General features: G+C 40.0%; 25 protein-coding genes. 14 read left to right on the top strand and 11 right to left on the bottom strand.

The window, feature by feature from the left end; genetic code table 11:
* The first annotated feature begins 1 nt into the window (after position 1).
* Positions 2-1,354 (top strand): LLM class flavin-dependent oxidoreductase, encoded by a 1,353-nt coding sequence (locus tag QUF94_RS23655; RefSeq protein WP_289317988.1) that lies wholly within the window; start codon positions 2-4, stop codon positions 1,352-1,354.
* 143 nt (positions 1,355-1,497) lie between these two features.
* On the opposite strand, the gene QUF94_RS23650 is transcribed toward QUF94_RS23655, so the two are convergent.
* Together QUF94_RS23650 and QUF94_RS23645 are read right to left on the bottom strand one after the other, a co-directional pair.
* Positions 1,498-2,283 carry a glucose-1-dehydrogenase gene (locus QUF94_RS23650; RefSeq protein ID WP_072272388.1) on the bottom strand — a complete coding sequence of 262 codons (786 nt, stop codon included), beginning with the start codon at positions 2,281-2,283 and terminating at the stop codon, positions 1,498-1,500.
* A gap of 18 nt (positions 2,284-2,301) precedes the next feature.
* The gene (locus tag QUF94_RS23645) at positions 2,302-3,162 is read right to left on the bottom strand and encodes a GRP family sugar transporter (protein WP_289317987.1); all 861 of its coding nucleotides are present in this window, start codon (positions 3,160-3,162) and stop codon (positions 2,302-2,304) included.
* Positions 3,163-3,376: 214 nt separating this feature from the next.
* Here QUF94_RS23645 and QUF94_RS23640 point away from each other — a divergent pair, with 214 nt between their 5' ends.
* The gene (locus QUF94_RS23640; protein WP_289317986.1) at positions 3,377-3,937 is read left to right on the top strand and encodes a thioredoxin family protein; all 561 of its coding nucleotides are present in this window, start codon (positions 3,377-3,379) and stop codon (positions 3,935-3,937) included.
* A gap of 172 nt (positions 3,938-4,109) precedes the next feature.
* Here QUF94_RS23640 and QUF94_RS23635 read toward each other — a convergent pair whose 3' ends face one another.
* Complete coding sequence (locus QUF94_RS23635) at positions 4,110-4,655, bottom strand: helix-turn-helix domain-containing protein (protein WP_289317985.1); 546 nt, start codon at positions 4,653-4,655, stop codon at positions 4,110-4,112.
* A 331-nt stretch (positions 4,656-4,986) separates the two neighbouring features.
* On the opposite strand from QUF94_RS23635, the gene QUF94_RS23630 reads away from it, so the two are divergent.
* Genes QUF94_RS23630 through QUF94_RS23620 form a run of 3 tightly spaced genes read left to right on the top strand, consistent with a single transcriptional unit; the run spans position 4,987 to position 6,913 of the window.
* Positions 4,987-5,226: a PLD nuclease N-terminal domain-containing protein gene (locus QUF94_RS23630; RefSeq protein WP_289317984.1), complete on the top strand. Its 240-nt coding sequence runs from the start codon at positions 4,987-4,989 to the stop codon at positions 5,224-5,226.
* Positions 5,223-6,128 (top strand): ABC transporter ATP-binding protein, encoded by a 906-nt coding sequence (locus tag QUF94_RS23625; RefSeq protein ID WP_289317983.1) that lies wholly within the window; start codon positions 5,223-5,225, stop codon positions 6,126-6,128. The genes QUF94_RS23630 and QUF94_RS23625 overlap by 4 nt, the downstream gene beginning before the upstream one ends.
* On the top strand, positions 6,125-6,913 hold the full coding sequence (locus QUF94_RS23620; RefSeq protein WP_289317982.1) for an ABC transporter permease: 789 nt from the start codon (positions 6,125-6,127) through the stop codon (positions 6,911-6,913). The genes QUF94_RS23625 and QUF94_RS23620 overlap by 4 nt, the downstream gene beginning before the upstream one ends.
* A gap of 195 nt (positions 6,914-7,108) precedes the next feature.
* On the opposite strand, the gene QUF94_RS23615 is transcribed toward QUF94_RS23620, so the two are convergent.
* Entirely contained in the window at positions 7,109-8,500 is a 1,392-nt protein-coding gene (locus tag QUF94_RS23615; RefSeq protein ID WP_289317981.1) for a hypothetical protein, read from the bottom strand.
* Between the two features lie 157 nt (positions 8,501-8,657).
* On the opposite strand from QUF94_RS23615, the gene QUF94_RS23610 reads away from it, so the two are divergent.
* The 5 genes from QUF94_RS23610 (at position 8,658) to QUF94_RS23590 (ending at position 13,467) form a co-directional block, all read left to right on the top strand.
* Positions 8,658-9,722: a C45 family autoproteolytic acyltransferase/hydrolase gene (locus QUF94_RS23610; protein ID WP_289317980.1), complete on the top strand. Its 1,065-nt coding sequence runs from the start codon at positions 8,658-8,660 to the stop codon at positions 9,720-9,722.
* A 224-nt stretch (positions 9,723-9,946) separates the two neighbouring features.
* Positions 9,947-10,237: a DUF3817 domain-containing protein gene (locus QUF94_RS23605; protein ID WP_289317979.1), complete on the top strand. Its 291-nt coding sequence runs from the start codon at positions 9,947-9,949 to the stop codon at positions 10,235-10,237.
* 197 nt (positions 10,238-10,434) lie between these two features.
* Entirely contained in the window at positions 10,435-11,202 is a 768-nt protein-coding gene (locus QUF94_RS23600; protein ID WP_289317978.1) for an ABC transporter ATP-binding protein, read from the top strand.
* Positions 11,189-13,108 (top strand): ABC transporter permease, encoded by a 1,920-nt coding sequence (locus QUF94_RS23595; protein ID WP_289317977.1) that lies wholly within the window; start codon positions 11,189-11,191, stop codon positions 13,106-13,108. The genes QUF94_RS23600 and QUF94_RS23595 overlap by 14 nt, the downstream gene beginning before the upstream one ends.
* 5 nt (positions 13,109-13,113) lie before the next feature.
* On the top strand, positions 13,114-13,467 hold the full coding sequence (locus QUF94_RS23590) for a YxeA family protein (RefSeq protein WP_289317976.1): 354 nt from the start codon (positions 13,114-13,116) through the stop codon (positions 13,465-13,467).
* 69 nt (positions 13,468-13,536) lie between these two features.
* Here the strand turns inward: QUF94_RS23590 and QUF94_RS23585 are convergent, their stop codons facing one another.
* Both QUF94_RS23585 and QUF94_RS23580 read right to left on the bottom strand, forming a co-directional pair.
* Positions 13,537-14,937 (bottom strand): sensor histidine kinase, encoded by a 1,401-nt coding sequence (locus tag QUF94_RS23585; protein WP_289317975.1) that lies wholly within the window; start codon positions 14,935-14,937, stop codon positions 13,537-13,539.
* Positions 14,938-14,943: 6 nt separating this feature from the next.
* Positions 14,944-15,645 (bottom strand): response regulator transcription factor, encoded by a 702-nt coding sequence (locus tag QUF94_RS23580; protein ID WP_289317974.1) that lies wholly within the window; start codon positions 15,643-15,645, stop codon positions 14,944-14,946.
* 389 nt (positions 15,646-16,034) lie between these two features.
* Here QUF94_RS23580 and QUF94_RS23575 point away from each other — a divergent pair, with 389 nt between their 5' ends.
* A complete protein-coding gene (locus tag QUF94_RS23575; protein WP_289317973.1) occupies positions 16,035-17,210 on the top strand; it encodes an MFS transporter in 1,176 nt (391 codons plus the stop codon).
* Positions 17,211-17,283: 73 nt separating this feature from the next.
* On the opposite strand, the gene QUF94_RS23570 is transcribed toward QUF94_RS23575, so the two are convergent.
* The 5 genes from QUF94_RS23570 to QUF94_RS23550 form a co-directional block, all read right to left on the bottom strand.
* A complete protein-coding gene (locus tag QUF94_RS23570; RefSeq protein WP_289317972.1) occupies positions 17,284-18,021 on the bottom strand; it encodes an amino acid ABC transporter ATP-binding protein in 738 nt (245 codons plus the stop codon).
* A 29-nt stretch (positions 18,022-18,050) separates the two neighbouring features.
* On the bottom strand, positions 18,051-18,755 hold the full coding sequence (locus tag QUF94_RS23565) for an amino acid ABC transporter permease (RefSeq protein WP_289317971.1): 705 nt from the start codon (positions 18,753-18,755) through the stop codon (positions 18,051-18,053).
* Positions 18,739-19,563, bottom strand: coding sequence for an amino acid ABC transporter substrate-binding protein (locus tag QUF94_RS23560; RefSeq protein WP_289317970.1), 825 nt, complete (start codon positions 19,561-19,563; stop codon positions 18,739-18,741). The genes QUF94_RS23565 and QUF94_RS23560 overlap by 17 nt, the downstream gene beginning before the upstream one ends.
* Before the next feature lie 304 nt (positions 19,564-19,867).
* The gene (locus tag QUF94_RS23555; protein WP_289317969.1) at positions 19,868-21,457 is read right to left on the bottom strand and encodes a PHP domain-containing protein; all 1,590 of its coding nucleotides are present in this window, start codon (positions 21,455-21,457) and stop codon (positions 19,868-19,870) included.
* 231 nt (positions 21,458-21,688) lie between these two features.
* Positions 21,689-22,273: a YjgB family protein gene (locus QUF94_RS23550; protein WP_289317968.1), complete on the bottom strand. Its 585-nt coding sequence runs from the start codon at positions 22,271-22,273 to the stop codon at positions 21,689-21,691.
* A 323-nt stretch (positions 22,274-22,596) separates the two neighbouring features.
* Here QUF94_RS23550 and QUF94_RS23545 point away from each other — a divergent pair, with 323 nt between their 5' ends.
* Genes QUF94_RS23545 through opp4C form a run of 3 tightly spaced genes read left to right on the top strand, consistent with a single transcriptional unit; the run spans position 22,597 to position 26,264 of the window.
* Positions 22,597-24,315, top strand: coding sequence for an ABC transporter substrate-binding protein (locus QUF94_RS23545; protein WP_289317967.1), 1,719 nt, complete (start codon positions 22,597-22,599; stop codon positions 24,313-24,315).
* 57 nt (positions 24,316-24,372) lie between these two features.
* Positions 24,373-25,329, top strand: coding sequence for an ABC transporter permease (locus tag QUF94_RS23540; RefSeq protein WP_289317966.1), 957 nt, complete (start codon positions 24,373-24,375; stop codon positions 25,327-25,329).
* 11 nt (positions 25,330-25,340) lie between these two features.
* On the top strand, positions 25,341-26,264 hold the full coding sequence (gene opp4C / locus QUF94_RS23535) for an oligopeptide ABC transporter permease (RefSeq protein WP_289317965.1): 924 nt from the start codon (positions 25,341-25,343) through the stop codon (positions 26,262-26,264).
* Positions 26,265-26,273 lie beyond the last annotated feature (9 nt).

Raw genomic sequence — 26,273 nt, 5'->3', positions numbered from 1 at the left:
AATGGCTCAAGACAGAAAGATGAAGTTAGCTGCTTATTTGATTGGAACAGGTATGCATGTTGCGTCGTGGCAGCATCCGGCATCAAATCCGAATGCAAGTATTGATGTGAAAGCTTTGCAAAGACTCTCAAAAATTGCGGAAAAAGGGAAATTTGACCTTGCCTTTGTGGCAGATAGCTTGGCCATTAATCATGAATCGCATCCTCAAATACTTAATCGATTTGATCCGATTGTACTAATTACAGCATTAGCTGCAGCAACAGAAAAAATCGGCATTGGGGCGACAGCTTCTACAACGTACAGTGAACCATATGTACTCGCTCGCCAATTTGCTTCTGTTGACCATATAAGCGGCGGACGGGTGGGATGGAATGTTGTTACTACAGCTGACGCGACCGGAGAGACGGCCTTGAATTTCAGTCGTGATAAACATTGGGCACACGATCATCGTTATGAACGAGCGGAGGAGTTCATCGACGTTGTCCAAGGATTATGGGATTCGTGGGAAGATGATGCGTTTGTGCATAACAAAGAAACGGGACAATTTTTTAATCCTGATAAAGTGCATGAGCTTCGGTATAAAGGCAACTATTTTTCGGTAAAAGGTCCGTTGAATATTGCACGTTCGGCGCAGGGGCAGCCGGTTATCATTCAAGCGGGTGCGTCTATACCAGGGCAGCGGTTAGCCGCTCGAACAGCCGAAGTCGTTTTCACCCATTGGGATAACATTGAAGAATCCAAACGATATTATCAAGAATTAAAATCGTCTTTAATGGATTTTGGAAGAAGCGTGGAAGAGCTCCACATCCTTCACGGCATTTCCCCTATTATCGGAGAAACCGAGGAAATTGCCATTCAAAAATACAATAAACTCCAAAGTCTCGTCGACCCTTATGAGAGTTTGAAATTCGTTTCTGGTTATATGGGCAACGTAGATTTTTCAAAATATTCTTTAGATACACCAGCGAAGGATGTTGAATTTCCATCAGTAAATAGCATACAAAGTAACTTTAATGAAATGAAGAAAATTATTGGTGAAGAGGACATAAAAGTGGGTGAATTATATGCGAGATTTTTCAGTCCTGCCAGACGAGATAGATTTGTCGGTACACCAACACAAGTAGCTGATGAAATGGAGGTATGGTTTACTGAAAAAGCTGCAGATGGCTTTATGCTTCAATTTCCACTGTTACCAGGCGACTTAGAGGATTTCGTCGAGAAGGTTGTTCCAATTTTACAGGAGAGGGGTTTGTTCCGTTTGGACTATGAAGGAGACACTCTCCGTGATCACCTTGGATTAAAGAAACCAAAAAATCGCTTTGTTAATGAAGAAATAGCAAATTATTTGGAATAAGGGTTATCTCGCATTTTCATTAGAAGCCATTAAATTCATATATATGGTGAGGACAAAGGAATGAGGGACATAGGAGAAATCCTAGTCACTCTTTTCTCCTATCCATATACATAAAAGTTTCTTGCTAATAAGCTAAGTTAAGTTCAGCCTTTTCCTGCTTGGAATCCTGGATATTTGGTCATTCCGCCGTCAGCATATAAGGTCATGCCCGTTACGTAGCTTGATTCAGCGGAAGCTAACCAAGCAGCACAAGCGGCAATTTGTTCCGGTTTTCCGATATATCCCATCGGAATCAGGTTGATGACTTCTTGTTTAGCTTTTGGGTCATTGAACTTTTCGGCATTGATTGGTGTGTCGATTGCGCCAGGAGAAATATTATTAATGCGAATCCCCTTAGGGGCATATTCAAGTGCAAGGGTTTCTGTCATCATCTTCACTCCACCCTTACTTGCTGCATAGTGGACAAAATGAGGCCAAGGAATCCGGTCATGAACGGAAGACATGTTAATGATATTTCCCTTAATACCATGATCAAGCATATAACTGATGGCTTCCCTGCTAGCCAGGAACATACCCGTTAGATTTACATCGATGACTTTCTGCCAATCTTCAAGCGTCAATTTTTCACTTGGCACTTCATTTTCAATACCGGCATTGTTGATCATGATGTCGATTGTACCAAATGTGTCCACAGCGAATGAAAGCAATTTCTTTACATCCGCTTCCTTTGAAACGTCTCCTTGAATGGCTGCGGCTTTCCCGCCGGCAGCTTCAATCGTCTTGATGATTTCCTTATGGTCGCCATTTTCAGTGTGATAATTCAATACTACATGTGCTTTTTCTTTACCGAACCTTTCGGCCATGGCTTTTCCTAACCCTTTTGCCGCCCCAGTGATCACGACTACTTTTTTCTCTAAATCTTCATACATCATTTATCGCTCCTTTGACTATTCTTTTGTAAAGCCAATCATGATTCCGCCAGTTATTACGAGTGCACATCCGATAATGACGAAGGCCATTTGCTTTTTGGACTTTTTCTCTCCTAAAAGAAAGATGCCGCCTAAAGTGGAAATGACGATTCCCATTTGGGAAAATGAAAATGCGATGGCGACGCCCACTTTTGGATTAGCGAGCAGGAGGCCGATATTGCCGATTGCCCACATGATTCCGGTTAGAATATTTCGTCCGGCATACTTATTAAACGGTTTATGTTTGATGGAAAGGAGCTGGGCAGCTAGGAACATGCCAATTGCTTGAGGCAGGATCGCCGACCATCCGTCAACTTCATTCCATCTGACTACAATGACATATGTAACATAACCAACCGTTGAAATGGCAAGATAAAAAATCCCTTTTTTCATGCTTCCTTCTTTTTTGTTAGTACCATCGCCGTAGCTTGTCAGCAAGACACCTGTAATCAAACAGATTATTGCAACAATGCCGATGATGATTGTAATCTTGTCATTCCATTCCTTGAAAATGATAACGGCAAAGAATGTATTTCCTAGAATTTGCAGTCCTGTTGAGATTGGAACGGTTTTCGACACTCCGATTTCCTTGACGCTATTGAACTGAAATAATTGCCCGAATGCCCAGCCTATCCCGGAAAAGATGCCGACGATCCATACTGTACTGCTCCATTCCGGCGGATTGATGAAAGACATCACGATGGCGAACAGTAATGAACCGACTGTAATGCCAAGTGTTTGATTATAAGAGTTGCCTCCGAGTTTTTCGGCAACAAGCACTAAGCTGCCCCATGTCAATGCAGGGAGTAGCGCAAAGAGAAAACCTTCCACAAATTTCATCTCCTAAACTAGAAAACAACGTTTTAATGAATATAAAATAGTTAGTTAGTAAGCTATTGATTGTATTTAGAGTTTTCCCTTTACACGGGAAAGAAAACATGGTTTTAATTTACCAATTTGTAATTTTAGCTCTAATTGATTTTTCAGCGTGGAAACAATGAAATAATAAGTGGTTTATGGTATTTTTAACTTAAAAATAGTTAGGAGCAATAATATGACGACACTGAATGAATGGTTTGAAAAGGGGATTCCTGCAAAAGAATTTATATCCTCGATGAAAGTACATAAAGAAAACTTACAATCGATTCAGGAGCGTTTTTCCATTTCTGCAAAAGACCAAGGCTTTTTTAATGAATTAACTACGAAGGAACTTCGAGCCATTGTCATCACTGAAGACTGGTGTGGAGACGCGATGATGAATATACCTATTCTGTTGAATATAGCTGAAGCGGCTAATATTGAAACTCGCATGGTTTTACGAGATCAAAATCTTGAGCTGATCGATCAATACTTAACGAATGGAACGGCGCGTGCGATTCCCATTTTTATATTCATTGATAAGAATGGTGAAGAAAAAGCCGTTTGGGGACCTCGTGCACCAAAGGTACAAGAGTATGTAATGGAGTTGAGGTCTGACCTGCCTGCCAAGGATGATGAACGTTTCGAGGCAGAGCAAAAAGAAGTTATTAAAAAGATAACAGCTGCTTTTTCCGAAGAAAAGCAGCTATGGGACGAAGTATACAGCAGTATCAAGGAAGCTATGGGGGAAATTTGAATTTTAAGGATGACTCTTGCTGCTGCCAACGGATAGATTCATTTTTGACCTGATAATTGCCGTCAAGCAGATAATAAAAATGTAGGGGTTTCTTCCATAATGAAGGAGCTGTTCCAAATAAGGAGACTTATGGTCATGGTACCATGGTTTCGGAACAGCCTTTTTCATTTGTTTATGATTCTGGAATAATCGTAACGCCGATGGTTCGAATAGGGGAGTCCTGTTTAGAACTTTGATTCGTAGCTTTGTAGTATTTTACCATTAAATCGTTCAATTCATTTTGGAAGTTAACAAAACTTTCATCATCAAGCTTTAGCTCTAAAATTGAAAAGGTTGAACCATCTTCTGAGCAGTCTTTTTCTTCTAATTTAGAAAGATAGTTTTGATATTGAGTCATAAGGGATAATTGATAATAAGAAAAAAAGTTCAGTTTTTTCTCATTAGAAGATTTTTTCCATTCTTCCCCGCTAATTCGCGCTTCTTCTTCATTTAACACATAGTATTTTTCCGAAACGGATCTCACTTTTTTCTCTTTAACAATGCGAATGACCCCTGAATCCAACAAAACCTGTATATGTCTATATAATGTTGCTTGGGGCACATCTTTAATGATTTTTAACATTTCTAATGGTGTTAACCCATTTTCCCTGTTTCTCATTAAAGCTTGGGAAATCTTTATTCTTACTGGATGCATTAAAATTTCAGCTTTATTAATCATTTTATTCTCCTTACATAGAATTTGACGGGATAAGTCATGAATAATAAGTTCATTTCGCCATATATTGTAATGTTTGAATCATGTTCAAGAATATTACCGAACTATTTTTTCTGAAGATATTAACTACTTCACAATTGAAAATACCTACAATAAAGCTTAATAAATATCACTATATTTTCATTGTTATTTATATTGATAATATTATCATTATAAATAACAATAAAAACTAAAACAATATTTTATAAAGAAAAAAATAGGTGAAAAATTCCAATCTTAATGTTATCATTACTGATAATGATAATAATATTTCGTTATTAAAGGAGTGGTATATATGGAATTGCATTATGGATGGAACGAATTGAAAGATATTGATTTCATGTCTATTCTGCCAATTATTTTACCGGTAATTGCTATTGGGATGATTCTAGTCCTTATATCATTAATTGATTTATACCGACATCGAAAGACGAGGAAAAATGTTTTATTGTGGACACTCATCATTATTTTTGCAAATACTATCGGTCCAATTCTGTACTTCGTTATTGGTAGAAAGGACAATGAGAGAATATGAAATTAGAAATTAAAAATGTTACAAAAAAATTCAAAGAAAAAACAGCGGTCAATAATTTTTCAATGGAACTGCAATCAGGGGAATGTGTTGGATTGATAGGGCCAAATGGAGCTGGCAAATCGACACTAATAAAAGTGATTGCAGACATTATAGATCCAAGTATGGGAAAAGTTTTGCTTGATGGTAAGAAAATTTCTAAAATGAAAAAGGAAATAGGCTACTTACCACAATACCCAAACTTCTTTCAATGGATGACTGCCAAAGAAACCCTTACTTTCATGGGGCAGCTCTCGGGTATCAAAAAAGAAGAATTATTAAGGGGCATTCCAGAGATAATGTCGAAAGTGGGGTTGAGCGGGGAAGAGAATTCAAAGGTGAGAACTTTTTCAGGAGGTATGAAACAGAGGCTTGGAATTGCACAAGCGTTGTTACATAAACCAGCATTGATTGTCATGGATGAACCTGTTTCGGCATTAGATCCAATCGGCCGGAGAGAAGTGTTAAATATAATAAAAGAAATAAAGAAAGATACGACAATTTTATTATCGACACATATATTAAGCGATGCAGAAGAAATATGTGAGAGATTTGTCATTATAAAGAGTGGTGAAAAAATTGAAGATACAACAATGTCAGAATTACTAAACAGGAATAGCGGAAACAAAATTAATGTCGACATAACCTCTAAAAGTCAAAAATGGATTGAAAACGTTAAAAGCTTGAACTTTGTAAAAAGTGTAGAGGTAATGGGAAATAAATTGAAGATAGAAGTGGAAAATATTGAGTCAAACAAGAATATGTTACTGGCGAATGCGCTGGAGCATAATGTTGATCTTGTAAGGTTCGAAATAGATAACGATACATTGGAAGAGATATTTTTAAAATTGGTGGTAGAAGAATGAATAATTTTACCGTTTTAGCGAAAAAGGAATTTGTTCAGATGGTACGTGAATTTAAAGTGATTTGGCTTCCACTTGCATTTATATTTTTAGGGATAACTCAACCGGTTGTAAGCTATTATTTACCTTCAATATTAGAAGCTCTGGGTGGGGGTCAAGGGATCACCATTGATCCAAGCATGGCTGCCCAAACAGGCGGCGAAGTTCTTGCTAGTACATTAGGGTCTCAATTTGATCAGCTCGGAGTCATGATCATCATCGTTTCCATGATGGGTGTCGTACAATCTGATAAAGCAAATGGGATGCTGGCTTTCATTCTTACAAGGCCCGTGACGGTTGTATCTTATATAAGTGGGAAAATCATTTCCAATTATCTATTTGTTGCCTGCAGTGTAGCATTAGGATACTTGGTTTCATATCTGTATGCAGTTTTTTTGTTTACGAGTGTTGATTTTGTGAATTTAATAATGGCTTTGTTGTTCTATCTGCTGTGGATTCTATTTATCGTTTCATTCACGACGATGATCAGTACCATTTTTAATAGTCAGGGCATCATTGCATTAATTTCGATAGTATTTCTTCTCGGCTGCAGAATGATAGTTGGTTTAAGCCCGGTTATAGATAATGTGAATCCAGCAAGCATGAGTAAATATGCGATGGAAGTATTGATTTTAGGTACCGTTAATACACAGGCGATTTGGGGTGCATTAGCGGCACTTGAATTGACGGCACTAACGATATTGGTAACGAACATATGGATTTCAAAAAAGAAATTCCATAACGAATAAGTTAGGGTATGAAGGAAAAATATATCGACGAAATCTACAGTTATATCTCCGAAAATAGGAATATATCGACGAAATCTACAGTTATATCGACGATTGAAATGAAAAAGGACTGATTTTTAATTCAGTCCTTTTTAAATATGGGAATGTGGAAATTTCAGACCCGTTCCGTGAGTCCATACATATCGGACAGAATCATTAAATGAGAAACATCGCGACTATCGTAGTGACTGTTAAACCAATGGTTACCGGCAGCAAATTCCGGCGAGCAAGTTCAAAGGGACTCACGTTACAAATTGCAGCGGCTGGTATCAGTGCCCATGGAATCAGGGTACCTCCGCCGACCCAAATCGCGGTTATTTGCCCAAGTGCGGTCAATGTGGCGGTTCCGCTTCCGATTGCCGTTCCAAATAGTTTGGCGACCGATCCCGCTAAAGAAATGCCTGAGAAGCCCGATCCATCCAACCCAGTGATGGCACCGATTCCCGTTAATGTGACGGCGGCTATTTCTTTTGTTAAAGGAACGGAGGCCGCTAATGCGGCACCGAGGTCATTGACGATGCCGAGGGATGTTTTTGGTAAATAGTCACCGATGATCTGATTGAATCCAGAATCACCTAAATAGAAGAATGCAGCGATTGGAATAACAGGTCCGAATACTTTAAAGCCAAATTGAAAACCCTGAATTAAATAGGCCGTTGATTTTTCAAGTCCTTGTTGTTTATGTGCGACAAGGGATAAAATCAGCAAAATGAAAACGGCTGTACCGCCAACCAACGCCGTTGCATCTCCGCCCTGGAGCTTCAAAATCGACAATGCCACAACATCCAACAGAAAGGCGATCGGAATGAAAACGGCAAAAAACTTCTTTTGTCCCAGTGTGAGCAAATCTTCACTGATTGTTTGATCTTGGACGATTCCCTCATTATCCGCCGCCTTGATTCTTCCAAGCTTCATATCCCGCTTTAAAAGGAGAAAGGCGGAAAGGGTGGTAACGACCCCCATTGTAATGACAAGGGGAATACTCGCAGCGATGACATCACCGACTGGTATCGAAGCGGCATCCGCAGTTAGTTTAGGTGCAGCTTGAATGATGAAGTCACCTGATAATGCTATTCCGTGACCAAAAAGGTTCATCGCCATCGCCACGCCTAACGCAGGTAAACCAGCCCGTAAGGCAACTGGGAGCAAAACAGCCCCGAGTAAGGCAACGGCAGGTGATGGCCAGAAAAACCAGGATATGATCATCATGACGATCCCGATTACCCAAAAGGCAAGAGTAGGATTTTTAATGAATTTCGCAAACGGTGCAATCATAACATCATTAATGCCCGACTTCGTTAATACCGTGCTCATGGCAACGATGATTGAAATGATTAATATCGTGGACATTAATTCCGTGATTGCGAAAATGAAGCTGTTGAATATCCCGCTTATGGAGGATGCTAAACTGCCTGTAGCCACTAAAGCCAAAAGGAAAATACCAATTATGCAGATGAGGGTAGTATCACGACGTTTTACCATAAACCCGATTATCAATGCAATGAATACAACATAAATCCAATGGAGTGCCGTTAATTCCATCTCCATGATCCGTCCCCCTCATATATATGCCTAGTTACAGATTATGAAGGAGGTACGGGGTGGTGAGTTGTATCATAAATTTAAAGGCTTATCTTCTTTATTTTCAATATTACTTCAAGTATTCTTAATTTGAATAGTAACTACTGTAAATGAGGGATAAGCCGTGAAGCAAATATATAGTGATGTCATACAATTTCGGGGTACACATTATGAGTTTGGATACATGCAAGGGGAGGAATTAAAAGATTCACTAACGGTAAAAAATCGTGAAGATCAGTGGGAGATCAGGCAGCCTCGGTTTACGGTTGAAGAGGAAGAGGTCAAGAAGGCGATTACACAATTCGCCCCTGGAGTTTGGGAGGAATTACTGGGGTTGCAAGATGCGCTTAAATGGCCAATTGAACGCGTGTGTCAGGAGTTCGGGGGATACCGTTTGGATTATGTTCGGTCGGGGTGCTCCATCATGACAGGCGATGATTATCTCATTCGCAATTATGATTACCATCCAAAGACATATGAAGGGCGCTATGTCTTATTCCAGCCAAGCGATCGAGGGTATTCCAGCATTGGCCCGAGTCAGCGAGGGACTGGCCGGATGGATGGAATGAACGAAAAAGGTTTGGTGATAGGCTATAACTTCATGAATCGCAAGAACCCTGGTGATGGGTTCATTTGTTGCATGATTGGCAGGCTGATTGTTGAATCTTGTGCGAACGTTCAGGAAGCGGTCGCGATGTTGAAAGAAATCCCGCATCGTCATTCTTTCACTTACGTCGTCTATGATAAAAGCGGAAGTACCTATATTGTGGAAACCTCTCCGAGAAATGTAGAGGTGCGCACGTCAAATGCCTGTACCAATCATTTTGAAATCATGAAACATGAAAATCGTAACCATCTTATCGATTCGAAACGCCGATTGGAAATTATACAAGATCATGAAGGGAAACTTTCATCTGCCTACGATGCTTATAGATTGTTTAATGATACCAATCAAGGCGTCTTCTCGGATTTATATAGCAGCTGGGCGGGAACGATTCATACATCCGCTTATTTACCTAAGGAGATGAAGGCTTGGATCGCTTTGGGAGGGAACCAGGAGCCGACTTCAATAGATTTTGCGAAATGGCTCGATGGGGAAGATGTTAAGTTAGAACGAATCAAAGGTGTAATTGATACGGATATTCCATTTGTGCATATGGATGAGGGCGCGAATTGGTTTCGGAATTGAGCGTTCAGGATTCTTTTAAGTAAATTTGAACCTTAGGTTGTTAACAGGCCCAATCCTTGGATTGGGCTTTTGCAAGTTTAATTTTAGGAAACGGTTCCTGGTACTATTTATTAGTGGATCTTCCAGTAATATAATATGATAGAGTAACATATTTTGGATTGGGGACAAGAAGCTGGAAGTCTGTTTGTGTGTCGTTCTTGTACAATGAATAAGGGGATGAGCGAATGTTTTCGACAGCTATTGGTTGGTTTCGGTTTATTACAATAATTGAGGGAATTTCATATGTTCTATTGCTTGCCATTGGTATGCCCATTAAGTACATATTGGATATTGGGGAAGCAACACTCATTTTGGGCAGCATCCATGGTTTCTTATTTGTCGTGTTTGGGCTTTTACTGCTCTATGTGAGCATTATATCAAAATGGTCCTTTTTAAAAATGGCGTTGATCTTCATCGTTTCATTCATCCCGTTTGGGAATTTTGTAATCGATCGCAGGCTATTGAAGCAAAGTTAAATGATAAGGGGCATGCTCTAATATCGTAATTATTAAGTCCTTTGATGGTGTTTGAAAAATTCATAATGAAAAAACGTCTTCTTTTCAAAAGAAGGCGTTTTTTTTATGGATTTAAGCTTGCTGTAAGGTTGGCATAACCATGCTGTAAGGATGGGCATGTAAAGTATAAGTATCAACAAAATTAAGAGGTGAAACAAATGGAACCATTATTAAAAGTGGATAATATAAAAAAAACTTATGGTAAATCAAGTGCTGCCTACACAGCGTTGGAAAATATATCTTTTGATATTCATGCAGGAGAGTTTGTAGGGATCATGGGACCTTCTGGGGCGGGGAAATCGACGTTGCTTAATATGTTAGCAACTATTGACTCGCCAACTGAAGGGAAAATTTATATGAATGATACGAGCATTCACGATATGAAGGGAGCTGACTTAACAGATTTCAGACGTGATAATCTCGGTTTCATCTTCCAGGATTACAATTTGCTCGACTCTTTGACTGTGAAGGAAAATATATTATTACCACTGGCGATTGCGAAAATTCCAGCGAAAGAAATTACCATCTTAGTGAATCGTATTGCAAAAGTATTTGGGATTGAGGATTTATTAGCTAAATATCCATACCAAATCTCCGGTGGCCAGAAGCAAAGAACAGCTGCAGCCAGAGCGCTGGTGACAGAGCCGGCACTGATCCTGGCAGATGAGCCAACAGGTGCACTTGACTCAAAATCGGCGACAGGTCTGCTCGAAAGTTTAAGTGAACTGAATGAAAATAATAATTCCACCATCATGATGGTGACGCATGATGCTTATGCCGCAAGCTTCTGCAGGCGCATTATTTTCATTAAGGATGGTACGCTTTCAACAGAAATTTACCGTCGTGGCAAAACACGTAAAGCTTTCTTCCAAGAGATTTTAGATGTCCTTGCAACAATTGGAGGTGAGGTAGATGACGTTATTTAGTCTAGCGAGAAAAAATATTGCACGAAACCTCTCCCAATATTTTTTATATATCGCATCGATGGTTTTTAGCATTATCATCTACTTCACATTTGTAACATTAAAATATAGCGACACAGTTGCAGAACAAACGGCTTCATCACAAAAATTAGGTTCATTAATGAGTGGTGCGGCAGTCATCCTGATTTTCTTCGTTGCCATTTTCATTGCCTATTCAAATTCATTCTTTATGAAAAAACGTAAAAAAGAAGTGGCATTATATGCATTGCTTGGCGTACGTAATCGTCAAATTGGTTTTATGCTCTTCTTTGAAAACCTATTGCTTGGTTTGGTTTCATTAGTTGTCGGGATTTTCCTTGGATTCCTTTGTTCAAAAGGATTCATGACGATTTTGATTTATTTAATGGGCTATGGTGTCATAGCACCATTTACTTTTTCGGGATCTGCAGCATTGAACACCTCTTTCGTATTTCTTATTATTTTCTTGGTGACATCATTCCAGGGCTATCGTTTAATTTATCAATTTAAACTAATTGATCTCTTCCATGCATCGAAAAAAGGAGAAGCAGCCCCGAAGCCATCAATGATTGTAGCCATTCTGGGAATTTTCCTGATTGTCATGGGTTATTGGTTGGCGATGCAAGATCTTTTTACTTCTAAAGTGTGGGAAAAGGTCGGGTTTTTAATGACAGCACTCATTATATTGACAACAGTTATTGTCGGTACGTTTCTCTTGTTTCATAGCGTGACAGGCTTTGTGTTAGCCGTGATTAAGAAAAATGAAAAATGGCTATGGAAAGGCCTTCATTTAATGACGATCTCGCAACTGCTGTATCGCATTCGGGGTAATGCACGTACATTGACCGTAATTGCGGTGTTAAGTGCTACAACGGTAACGGCCGGCGGTGCGGTTTATGGTCTTTATTACAATGCAAATGACCAAGTTATGACCGTTGATCCGAATACCTTCATGTATCAGCTAACGGATGCAAAAAGCGATCAACAAGTGAGCGCTGTATTGTCAGATACAAAGTATGATGAAAATATTGAAGCACTATCTGTCACATTTAATACGAAAGAATTAAACATGCCATCAGCATTCGATAGCTCTGATAAAAGGATTTACACGGTTATCGACGAAAAAACATATAACAAATTAGCACAAGTTCAAAGCAAGGAAGCACTGCTTGTGAATAATGACAATGCAGTCATTTTGGATATTGGATATGACAAAAGGTTCTCACCTATATATAAGGACAAGACCATCACGACAGAAAACAACACGGCAATCACATTCCAAAGTTTTAAGACACAAACAGTTTTAAATGCCGGAACAGCAGGCATTGCAGTGATAGTATCGAATGATCAATTTAAATCATTGCAAAAAGAAGGGGAATCCCTAAAATATCGTGTTATCAGTGTTGAACAAGCTTCCACGGATTTATCAGAAAAAATTGCAAAACAATTACCTGAAGAAGCGCTATTTTCCAGTGCCCCTCAAGATTTCCAAACAAGTATCGAGGGTGTGGGCTCATTGCTCTTTATCGGAAGTTTTCTTGGTCTGGTTTTTTTAGCTGCAACAGGCAGTATCATTTACTTTAAAGTTCTAACTGAAGCAGAGGAAGATAAATCACAATACAATATGCTTCATAAAATGGGCGTTAACGCAAAAGAAATGCGGAAATCCATTGCATCACAAGTATTCGTAATCTTTTTCGTACCACTGGCAGTGGGGTTATTACACAGTGCAGTTGCTTTAAAAGCCTTCTCGGGCTTATTGATGATGGACCTGGAAAAACCTGTGTTGATCTGGATGATTGTTTATACGGTTATCTACGGTCTGTATTATTTCTTAACGGTAGCTTCCTACAATCGTATTATCACACAAAATAATAAAACAGAAGGATGATCGAGATGAAGAAATTTCTTATGGTAATTGGTATTTTATTTATACTGGGAGCGGCAGGAGTCTTCGCGCTTACAAAAATAGACTTTAACCGCATGAATGCCAGCAATTATTATTTGCAAGTTATAGAGGATGGGGTAAAACATGAAACAAAACTTGATGATGGTTCAGTGATGACCTATTATTCTTATAAACTGGACGCAAAGAATGCAGATGGTGAAACAATACCGCTTGAATTCACGGCACAAAAAAATCTTCGGAAAGATGCTTACTTGAAGATGTACGTGAAAAATGGTGATGAAGTTTCGTCATATGATGAAGTTAAATTTGAGGAAATTCCAAAAAAGGCACAAACAAAATAAATAGGGAAGTAGGGCTGTCTCCAATAAGTAAGAGGAGTACAGCCCTTTTCCTGTTAAGTAAAATGTGCATTATATAAGGATAGTAATGGTGGTTCCCTTATTTTCAACGCTAGTCAAATCAAGTTTTCCATTATGAGCCAGAATGATGTCTCTTGCAATGGCCATACCTAGTCCAGTCCCATGTGTACTTGCAGTATTCGTACCTCGATAATATCGTTCAAAAACCTGTTCTAAATCTTCGGAGGGAATACCGCGGCCATTATCGGAAATGGTAATTTTGGTATGAAGTTCCGATTCTAGACGAATATCATCAATTTGTATTTTCACAATGACATTTTCCTCATTGTGCACGAGTGCGTTGTAGATAAAGTTAAAAATCGCCCGCTTCAGTAATTTTTTATCCACTTTATGTTTTGCCATGTCCACATTTGCCTCAAATTCAACCTGTCGATCACCAAGTTGTGAATCATTTAAAAGCTCGATCGTCATTTCCCGTATAAACCCCACGATTTCTACATCTTCAAATTGTAAGGGGAGTCTTTGATTCCGCAAACGCATCGTTAAATTTAGGTCATCTAACAAATCTTTCATATAAGTGGACTGTCTATTAATAATAGATGAAAACTCATACAATTCCTGTGGTGTTAAATCTGTGGCGTTGTCTTTCATCAATTCTGTATACCCATGGATGGAAGCAAGTGGTGTCTTCATGTCATGTGAAACATTGCTAATCCATTCCTCACGCATTTGGTCGAGAAGATCACGTTCTTTCTCATACTGATCTAGCTTTACTGACAGTTCATTCATATTGCGAAATACATCTTCATAAACGCCTTTTGGTATGCTCATCTTTTTAAAGCTCCTCTCCCGGAGCTGCTGAATTCCTTCTATTAATATGTTTAGCGGTCTCGTTAATCTTTTACCAAACAGGAATCCAATGCCTAATGCAATAATGATATCCACGATTAAAAAAAGTAATAGTAAGATGTTAAAGTTTTTAAAAACTTTAGCATAATTATAGGTTATTACATAGCGGCCAATTTTCTGTTCCTTAACGCCTACAAAATAGCTGAAATTATGGGTTTCGCCAACAAAAACAGTTGTCTCTGCATCAATTTCTTTATACTTATACATTTGGACGATTTCAACTGGAGAATACACGGTTGGCAATTTTTTCGGTGTATAAAAGGCTGCCACTTGTTCACCCTTATTATTCAAAAATTGTATCCAGGCGTTATTGTCCTGCAATTTTTTCAGCCCTTTTTCATTTACCATAGGTTTGTTATCTTTTAATTCCACATATTGTGAAAATGTTCTGCTAAAGTTTTCTGCAGATACTTCTTCAGTCCCGAAGTCATGCATGGCTCGATAAAAGAGTAAGCTTAAGAGTAAAATTGTATTTACAATCCCTACGATTACAACTATTGTCACAACGGATCCTAAAAAGCGCCGTGTCAATTTCCACTTCATCTTGTTTCACCCCTTGGTTTGTAATTTATAACCAAGCCCTTTAACGGTTATTAAAAACAAAGGCTTTGAAGGATCCACCTCGATTTTTTCGCGTAAACGGCGAATATGTACCATCACTGTATTATCAGAGCCAAAGAAATCATCACCCCACACATGTTCAAACAAAGTCTCCTTGCTCAAGATCTGATTCGGGTGATGCATAAAACAGCTCATCAGCCCGATTTCTTTAGCTGTGAGCTCGATTGTGTTGCCATCCTTTTTCACTTCATTTTCATTGGCACTAAGCTCAAAAGGACCAACTTGCAATTTTTTCGGAGCCGCTTTGTCCTCTGAAAAGCCAGCACGTCTCAGCTGTGCCTTTACTCGATAGGCAACTTCTTTCGGACTAAATGGTTTGGTAATATAATCATCCCCGCCTATTGCCAATCCTAGAAGCTTATCAATTTCCTCATCCTTTGCGGACAAAAATAAAATCGGAACATTGGACACTTCACGAATTTGCTTGCATAAATCATATCCTTCACCATCTGGCAGCATAATATCTAGCAAGACTAGTGCAGGATTGAATTCCTGAAACTTTGCCCATCCATCCGCAATCGTCCCTGCCGTAATAATATTTGGAATACCTTCCTTATGTAAAACTGTCTCCATGAGACGTGCTAAATCTTCTTCATCGTCAATAATTAAAATCCACTGATCATTTGACATTCTTCTACCTCCCAAACATCAATCATACCCTACAGTATAGAGTACCCTTCAGCAAAAAATAAGGGAAAGTGAAAGATATTTCTTATAAGTAATGAATTTTGGCATCCATTCCACAAGTTTCACGAAACACGTAAATGAAAATGTACTGTAAGGATCAGGGACCCCGATGCCTGATCTTTATTTAGTTTAGGAGGTTTCTTTTCATTTGGGGAGAAAGAAGATGGCGCTTCCTACTGATTTGGTAAAGGTTGTATGATAAACTGTTTAAAGTATTGCTAGGCAGTTCATGCTAAGTATTATGATTCAGGACTTCGTTCCTGTACTTTAAAACAAAATCTTTCTAAAAAATGTACTCAACGAATGTGGAAGAATAAAAGGAGAAAAAAATAATGGAAACAAAAAAGGTGTTACCCGTTCTTTTTTTAGTGATGTTTTTAGTCATGGTCGGATTTGGAATCATCATTCCCGTCATTCCGTTCCTCGCTGAAAAGGTTGGCGGCAGTCCTACTGAGCTTGGTCTTTTAATGGCTGTTTATTCGTTAATGCAATTATTTTTTGCCCCGATGTGGGGACGTATATCTGATCGGATAGGACGTAAGCCTGTCATGATAATCGGGATTGCTGGATTGGCCCTTTCATTTTTCATCATGGCCTCGGCAGATTCTTTATGGGTATTATTTGTAGCCAGGATCGTTGGCGGGATTTTGTCATCGGCAAACATGCCAACCGCAATGGCGTATGTGGCTGATATCACGACTCCGGAAGATCGAGGAAAAGGGATGGGAATCATCGGTGCTGCTACAGGGCTAGGGTTCATCTTTGGTCCGGCGATTGGCGGGATATTCTCCAAATCAAGTTTGAATTTACCTTTTTACATTGCTGGAATTTCCTCTTTGATCACACTAATCTTAGTGATTGCGATACTGAAGGAATCACATACGGTTGAAAAGAGGGCCCAACAGTCTAAAAATAAAGAGTCCATGTGGATAGCCTTTAAAGGGCCACTTACCACCATGTTCATCCTACAATTGATCGTCACGCTTTCAATGGCGGGACTCGAAACGACTTTTGCCTATTTTGCAGCAAAAAAAGCTGATATCACTCTTGTTCAATTAGGCTATATCTTTATGATCATGGGATTTGGCAGTGCGATTGTTCAAGGTGGATTAGTGGGTAGGATGACAAAGAAATACGGGGAAGGCGCGGTTATCCGAGTAGGAATCATCGTATCGGCAGTTGGTTTCATTCTCATCCTGTTTTCTACCAGTTTCTGGACATCTGCGGTCTTCCTAACGATTTTCGGAGTTGGTAATGGGTTCATCCGACCTGCAATTTCGGCCTTGCTGACCAAAAGTTCCATGTCGGGGCATGGAAGTGTCACTGGACTGCTTTCTTCCTTCGACTCGTTCGGCAGGATTGCAGGCCCTCCGATAGGCGGTTGGTTATTTTCGATTTCAATAGATTTGCCATTTATATCTGGAGCGATCCTTTCCGTTTTTGCTTTGATTCTTTTTCAGCTTTACCATGCACGGACAAGGACTAAACAGGTCCAAGCCTCTCATTAATCTAATGAAGAAAAACCCCCCATTTTCCAAAAAACGGGGGGCCACGGACGGTGCTTGCAAAAGCATCGTTTTTTTATTGAATCATATTGAGGAACTTGCGTGTACGTGCTTCTTTAGGGTTTGTGAAAATTTGTTCGGGTGTTCCCCGTTCCATTATTTTTCCATCATCCATGAAAATGACTTCGTCGGCGACCTCACGGGCGAAACGCATTTCATGGGTTACTACGATCATTGTCATGCCTTCTTCTTTCGCCAGGTCTTTCATTACCTGTAACACGTCTCCAACTAGTTCAGGATCTAGAGCGGAAGTGGGTTCATCGAATAGCATGACCTTAGGTTCCATGGCCAGCGCCCTTGCAATGCCGACTCGTTGCTGCTGTCCGCCGGACAATTGAAAAGGATAAAAATCGATTTTTTCACCTAAGCCCACTTTTGTAAGCAGGGCAGCAGCCGTTTCTTTCGCTTCATGTTTGGCTATATTTTTTACGATGATGGGGCCTTCCATTACATTTTCCACAGCTGTTTTGTGGGGGAAGAGGTTATAGCTTTGGAAAACCATCCCTGTCAAGCCGCGAAAAGATGTAATCGATTTTTTTCTAACGGGTTTTTTGAAGTCCATTACGGTTTGGTCGATTTCAATCGTCCCGTCCGTTGGCACCTCAAGGAGATTCAAACACCGAAGAAAGGTTGTTTTACCTGAACCCGAAGGACCGATCAATACAATGACTTTACCTTGCTCCACTTCCAAATCGATGCCCTTTAAAACTTCAAGGTCACCAAACGATTTATGAAGATTCTTAATGTTGATCATTTTAAAATCCCCTTTAACTACTGCGGTTCTTATTTTGCTACATAACGATTAAGTCTGTCTTCTAAACTTCCTTGAATGAAGGATAAAATGGTACACAAAATCCAATATAAAGCAGCCGCTTCCATGTAAAGTAGTAGAAATTCATAGTTTTTTGCAGCGATCTCCTGAGCTTTACGGAATAATTCCGTTACAAGAATGAGTGATGCAAGCGATGTATCTTTTAAAAGGCTAATGAACGTGTTGGATAATGGGGGAACGGATACACGCGCTGCTTGCGGCAAGACGATCCGCTTTAAAGCTTGGGTATATGACATCCCGATCGAATAGCCCGCTTCCCATTGTCCTTTAGGTATGGATAAAATGGCCGCTCTTATAATTTCAGAAGCGTATGCTCCAACACTTAATGAGAATCCGATAATAGCCGATATAAAAGGACTGATGGTTACTCCTAAATTTGGAAGTCCATAAAAAATGATAAATAATTGCACAAGTAATGGTGTCCCGCGGATGATTGACACATATACTCGCGCAATTATTTGAAAGATCCTAATGGAAGATAATCTAGCTAATGCTGTGAGTACAGCGAGAATAAGGCCGAGAACAAATGAAATTAGCGTTAGTGGAATTGTATATTGAATAGCTCCCTCTATCATCGGATAGAGGGAGGTTTGAGCGATGGAAACAAGCTGGTCCATACGCTCGGGGTCGGTGAAAATATTACTTAGGAGAAACATCTTCACCAAACCATTTATCCGAGATTTTTGCGTACGTGCCGTCGTCTTTCATTGCTTTTAATGCTTTGTTTACTTCTTCCACTAATTTGCCGCTGTCTTTTCTGAACATTAAACCACTGGCGACTCCGCTTTCTTCCTCATCAGCGACTTTGATAGGTGCATCAGGGTGTTGCTTTTTATAATCAAGGTACGACAATTTGTCATTGATCGTCGCATCTACACGTTTAGAACCAATAAGCTGTACAGATTGAGAAAATCCTTCAATACCGGTAACTTCAGCACCATGTGATTTGGCTAGATCATTGTAGTTACTCGTTAAAGATTGTGCAGAGGTCTTACCTTTCAAATCATCAAAGGATTTAATATCCGAATTGTCTTTGTGTACAAGCAATACGGCTCCGGATTGAATATATGGGTCAGAGAAATCATATTTTTTTTGACGGTCTTCATCGATGCCCACTTGGTTTGCGATCATATCAAAACGTTTAGCATCCAATCCTGCAAACATGCCGTCCCATTGTGTTTCCTTGAATTCAGCTTTAACTCCAAGGCGTTTTGCCACTTCTTTAGCAATTTCAACATCAAACCCCGTTAGTTTATCTGAATCATCGTGGAATGTGAAAGGAGGGTATGTACCTTCTGTTCCAACTGTTAATACGCCATCGTTTTTAACTTTATCATATAGATTTTCTTGTGAAGAAGATTTATTGTCGGTATCGTTTGCCTCATTTTTTGTATTGGTACCACAAGCGGTAAGTACAACCGTGAAAGCTAACAATAGCGATAAAAGTGCAACCATTTTTTTCATTTGGGTAAACCTCCTAGTAATCTGATAGGGATTGATACTCTGTGATACTATACAAGAAAAGGAAAAAAGTCAATGAAAATAACTTATATGATTAGTGTTAATGAAACTTGGTGAATTATACGGATTTTCACGCATTGAAGTGAAATAATACTAAAAGAAAGATAATCGTTATCCGAGGAAGGATTTTAAAGAAAGGGAAGGGATCATTAAGAATCTAAGGGGACAAAAAGCCCCTCATCCACATCGATTATTGGCTTAGTGGATGAGGGGCTTTTTTTGGACCGTCCAGAACTATTGCGGAATATTAATTAACTTTGTGTTTATCATGATTTTTATCCTCTACGCTGACGAAAATGGGGTTCGAATAGAACCAAAGGTCATTATAGTTACGTTTGTTTATTTCTGAAAAACGCGTTTCGTTATCCTCGATTTCAGTCTTTGTATCAATCAGCGGTTCACCGTCAATCGTTTCTCCAGTGACATTTACCCCTAGATTCGTCCCTCGCAAACGGAAATATTGATCCTTATTCGCTTTGACTTTGTAAGTGATGGCATGAAAACCGTCGCCATCGGTTTTCCAGTCTTTACTTGTAAAGCGTTTAACCACTTTTGTCGTATCATTGGTAGCTTTATTATAAGCAGGTGTTCCAGGCACTGCTTTTCCGGTTACTTCCCCGGAAATTAAATCCACGTGATCCACCTTAACGGGGTCCCCGTTGTTGTTCTTTTTGGGGCTCTTAAATCGGATGGTAATCTTGACCACCTGTCCTTCCTTCACTTTAAGTTCCCCGCCCATATCTGCCTTGTTGTTTCCGTTTTTAGCTTGGAAATCAAGAGCATCGATCAAGTCACCAAAAACGGAGAAGGATTTTCCGGATCGCATTCCATTAAGGACGGATTGCATTGATGAACCATTTACCCATGTATAATTCTTCGAATATTCTCCTGGCCAGTAACCGCTGGAGTATAGCCGGTTTTCACTGATTTCAAAATGGGAGTCCGAATTTGAAAAGGTCCAGAACTTACGACCTTCCCCAAGAAGCGCATCCCATGCACCTCCTACCTTAGCAAGCATGTAATCGGAACCGCCATAGGTCCGATTTTCGGGTGTTGTCAGATTTAAACCGCCTCTATCTGGCTCCATCTGGTTACCTGGCATCCCTTCAAATCCGAACATGACATTCGGGGCGATATTGTTGAAGTCGCGAAAATCAGATATGTTGTACACCCTTTTTCTTGATGGATGGTTCAATATGGCATAACTTGTATTCTTATAATTTTTCTCAAGCCATGCCAATGCCGTTCGAGCATCCCCGGGTGTCTTATTGGCTCTTTGATCCTGTGCTTTCCAGACGGCTACATCCACAGGATCAAACATCTTTTCATCCTGGTTGGTGAACAGATATTCAAATTGATTGCCAGCTTTCAGACTTTTAGGTGATCCCGGCTGATCTCCCAAAATGCCTATGCCGACATGCTCGTATGTAGGCATGTCCCATTCAAAGCCTGAAAAGATGACTTTATTTTTAAATTTTCCCTCTTTTTGAAGTTGTTCCATTTTCGGGGCTTGATATTGAATGATTCCCTGAGATAGCGGTATCGGCCCGCCCGGAATCAAATTTCCCTCATCATCCCTTGAAGACATCCTCAAGTGGTCGGAAATTCCCATCCAATCCATGCCGTACTTTTCAAATGCGTTATTTAGCAAGCTTTCAAGGCTCTGTGATCCCTCGGCATCATCTGACTGAGTGGTATGGGCATGATATTCGCCCTTTATCCATCTGCCTCCAGGTTGATTGTCTTCTGAATCTTTTGCAGCAACCGCGGGAAGACCTTGAAAAAGGATGGCTATGCTTAGAACCGATACTGTGAATGCCCTGAACTTATTAATCATCTTTCCGACATCTCCTAATATTGAAATAATATTGAACAAGCTAATTTTATTGTAAAAATATTAAGAGCTCGTTTGGGGGGAGTATGGTTTTTGTAAATGGAACGATCGGTTCGGATTCCATTCTGTATTTTGGGAGGTTGAAAGTGATAGAAGGTTAGAGACTGGAAACAAAAAGGCTGTAGAGAAAATATTCCTTCTCTACAACCTGCAACGACTATTTTGCCGTAAATATTATTTAGCTTCGAGTAAATTGATATGATCTACAGTTTGATCTTCACCGACAATGAATTGTAGTTCATAATTTCCTGTCTTGTAAATATAGTTGATTTCATTCGTACTGGAAATATGGCGTATTTCGTCAGCGCTGCCGAGTTGTTTCCCTAAAACTTTAGGTGTGATGCTTCCTAGATTATGGTCCCGTTCTACATTTGTCCCAAAATATCGGATTTGTAAGATGGTCTTGTCATCGTTATAGGCAAATGCAAATCCTGGGTGTCCCATCTCTGCATGGTAATAGTCAAATGTTTCATCGGTGTTACCTGGTTCTGGGGGGGAACCAAATGTATCATATACTTCTTTTTTTGTGTTTTCACTAATTGTCAAACCCTTGACAATATAAGGCATCTCTCCTGAAAAAGCTTTGTTGTAGATTTCATGTAAGGTTGTAAGAGCGTGTTCCTTAGGTATGCCAGAAGTGGAATCCATAGTGGAAGCAGCCTCAATCGATTCTGTTGAAAATGAAGCACCCGCCCCTAAAAGAGTACTGGTTAGAATAACAGCGCTAACCATTCTGACCGCTGGTTTTTTAGATAACATTTCTTATCCCTCCTATATCATTTATTTTCCACAATTTCCTAATCATGAAACATTCTCTTGGTGATCATTTTTCCGTTCACATAGTTACAGTTGATTGTTTGTTTTTTGGTACAAAGAGTGTACAGGATTACATTGCGCGAATTCCTTTTTATCCTTTAATTGTAATAAAAATTATATATTGACAAATTTATCTAGTTTAAGTAAGCTAACAAAATAAATCTCATAAAACCTGTCAGAATAATATGCTTTAAATTCGTTAGCCGATTTCGCTATATATACATAGTGGCAGGGATTGTGAAAAATAAAATAATGGGGGTTGGGGAATGAAAAAGGGGATCAGCAGTCTAATTCTCTTGATTGTGTTGTTATTGTTTTTATCAGCATGTGCATTAAACAGTTCAGGGGATGATGAAACAAAAGAAAGCGTGCCAAAAACAAACAATGTCACTGTGAAAAGGGCAGAAGAAAAAAGTTATAAAGCAACCGACTTATCTGCTTTGCCTGGTAAAACCAAAGCAAGAAAAGATACATTCGTTGCTGGCATCTCAGCTCCAGGAGGGGTGTTCCTTCCTTATTTTTATGAAAACGGCTGGGATGGCAACGCAACGACGCCAATCTTCTCACCGCTTGTGGATCTTGATAAAGATGGAAAACCGGTTCCGGTTCTTGCAGAGAGTTGGGATACTTCTAAAGATCAAATGACCTATACTTTCAAGTTGAGGAAAAATGCTAAATTCAGCGATGGTTCTCCTGTGACGGCAGATGATGTTGCGTTTACACTTACACTTCTTCATGATCCTTCTTACAATGGGTACCAAGACATTTCCCTTGCTGCTATTAAAGGCGGTAAAGAGTATAAAGAAGGTAAAGCCGAATCGATAGAGGGCATCAAAGTATTGGATGAACAAAGGATAGAAATTGCGACTGAAAAAGTAAATGCGAAGGCATTATTAATTCTTGGAGGGCAGGTGCTTTCTAAGGCATATTACGGAAAAGACTACGAATACGGTAAGTTGGATTACTTAAAAGAGTTGTATTCGAAACCACTTGGTGCGGGACCATATGTATTCTCTAAATATGTACCTGGACAGGAAATACGCTACACGGCCAACGATAATTATTACAAAGGGAAACCTAAAACGGAAAACTTGATTTACAAAATCATCGATAAAGCCACTTCTCTTCAGCAGTTTGAAACTGGTGAGCTTGATTATGCAGGTTTTCCGGCTGATGATGATACGGTAGGGCAATTGGAGAGCTTGAAATTTGCCAATGTGCAAGTGGCTCCGGTGAACGATTATGGCTTGATTTATGTAAATAATACTCGACCGCAATTTAAGGATAAAGCAGTACGCCAAGCACTGCTTTATGGAATGGACCGCCAGAAAATTGTAGATGTACGATTTAAAGGCTTTGGACAGGTAGCAGATGTTCCGGTTTCCCCTGTTTCATGGGCTTATAACAATGAAGGTGTCACACAGTATGCATTTGATGCCGGGAAAGCAAAAGAACTCCTGGATAAAGCAGGCTGGAAGGTCGGTAAAAGCGGTATCCGTGAAAAAGACGGCGTACAATTGAAAATCCGCTATCTAACTGCAGATGCAGAGGATGCCGTGATTCCGATCGCGAAAGAAAATTACTCAGATATCGGTATTAAATTCGAGCCGGAAGTAACGGACTTTAATGCTCTTGTATCGAAGCTAACGGCAAAAGATTATGATTTTGCAGCGGTCTCCACATCACAAATCCTTGACCCGAGCGATACAGTGGAAGACCTTGCAACCAATAACCCTAATAACTATGTGGGTTATTCAAATCCTAAGGTCGATCAACTGATTCAAGAAGGTTTAGGTACTCTTGATATCGATAAACGTAAAGAACTGTATCATGAACTATATAAAGAGTTTACACAGGACCCTCCATATATCCTTATTCATTACCGCCAGAGTGCAAGAGCAATCAGCGGGCAAATCGAAGGATTGGTTCCTGACAACTATACGGGCATAGGATCGAGCTTACCGAATATTTCAATTAAAAAGTAAGATGTAAAATGCCTGGCGCATAGCTAGGCATTTTATCTGCAAAAGGGGGATTACCAGGTGAAACAATATGTTCTGCAGAGATTTATACAAATGATCGTTATTTTGTTTGGAACGTCTTTTATCATTTTCTTTTTATTTGCCATGCTTCCTGGTGATTATATTGATTCAAACTTAAGCCTCACACCCGAAAGGGCACAGGAACTGAAGGCTTTGTACGGACTGGACCAGCCTATGCTGCAGCGATATTTCACGTGGCTCGGGAATGTGTTTCAAGGGAATCTCGGTTTCTCATTAAAACATCAGGAAAGTGTAACTTCGTTGCTAAACAAATATGTTTGGAACTCTTTTATAGTGGCGCTGCTCGCGTTGTTCCTGACGTGGACCATCGCTCTCCTGACCGGCGTTCTCTCGGCCATTAAGCAATATTCATTGTTGGATGGACTTGTTACGTTTTTCGTGTTTGCCGCCATGTCCTTCCCTTCATTTTTCATCAGTCTGCTATTCATAAAATGGTTCGGTGTGGATTTGAAAGTCCTGCCGGTCGGCGGCATGATAGATACGGGAAGCAACAGCACTGGCTTTGCCTATATTCTGGAGGTAGGTAAGCACATGATTTTGCCGGTAACCATATTAACGCTGCTTGGCATCGGGTCACTTACCCGTTATTTCCGGACCGGAATGCTTGAGGTGATCAGGCAGGATTATATCCGGACGGCTAGGGCAAAGGGGTTAAAGGAGAGAGTGGTCATATTTAAACATGCTCTTAAAAATGCCATCCTTCCAGTTATTACGCTCCTTGCCTTTGAATTGCCGGGTCTTTTTTCCGGTGCGATCATCATGGAACAGATCTTCAATTGGCCAGGAGTGGGAAGAATCCAATTGGAATCGGTCAGTTTCCGTGATTACCCTGTCCTGATGGCATTCACACTGTTTCTTTCCTGCCTTACCATCATCGGCAACTTTCTTGCCGACGTGACTTACGCAGCTGTCGATCCTAGAATCAGGCTGAAATAGGAGGGGTGAAAATGGAGACTGCTAAACCGTTAATCCAAAAGGGGAAGAAGCCAGCGAAGGTTAAATCCCCTTCATTATGGAAACAGACCTATCGCCGTCTAAATAAGAACAAATTGGCGATGGTCAGCTTATTTTTCCTCATATTCATGTTTTTGCTCAGTTTTGTCGGGCCGCATTTTTCGCCGTATATTCTTGATAGGACAGACATCGCATATTCCAATCAGCCACCAAGTGCCTCACATTGGCTTGGTACTGACAATTACGGAAGGGACGTACTGACAAGGCTGATGATGGCAGGACAGATATCATTAACGATAGGTCTTGCTTCCATGTTCCTATCCATTGCTATCGGAGCGTTTCTTGGTGCGATATCTGGCTTTTATCGAGGAGTCGTGGATTTGGTCATCATGCGTCTCGCGGATATATTAATGTCCATTCCGGGATTGCCGCTTCTATTAATAATGGGGGCCATCCTATCAGAGTGGAAGGTTCCATCCGAATACAGGCTTTACATCATCATGATCATGCTAAGTGTTGTCGGCTGGCCAGCTCTTGCAAGACTTGTGCGAGGGCAGATTTTGTCCTTAAGGGAACAACCCTTCATGCAAGCAACGGAAGTTCTCGGATTAAGCGACAGACGGAAGATTTTCCATCATCTGATTCCGAATACCCTACCATTGTTGCTTGTTGTGGCAACCTTAAATGTTGCTGGTTCGATTCTCAGTGAATCGGCGTTGAGCTTTCTTGGATTGGGAGTTGTTCCACCTACCCCTTCTTGGGGAAATATGATGGATGCCGCCAATAATTATATGGACTTCCGTAAGCGCCCATGGTTATGGATTCCGCCAGGATTAACGATCTTTTTAACAGTGGTGTCCATTAATCTGCTAGGAGATGGGTTGAGGGATGCGCTGGATCCGAAAATGAAAAGGTAGGTGTTGGTT

This window comes from Peribacillus sp. NJ4 (genome assembly GCF_030348345.1).
Lineage (GTDB): Bacteria > Bacillota > Bacilli > Bacillales > DSM-1321 > Peribacillus.
This window is presented reverse-complemented; position numbering and strand designations above follow the sequence as displayed.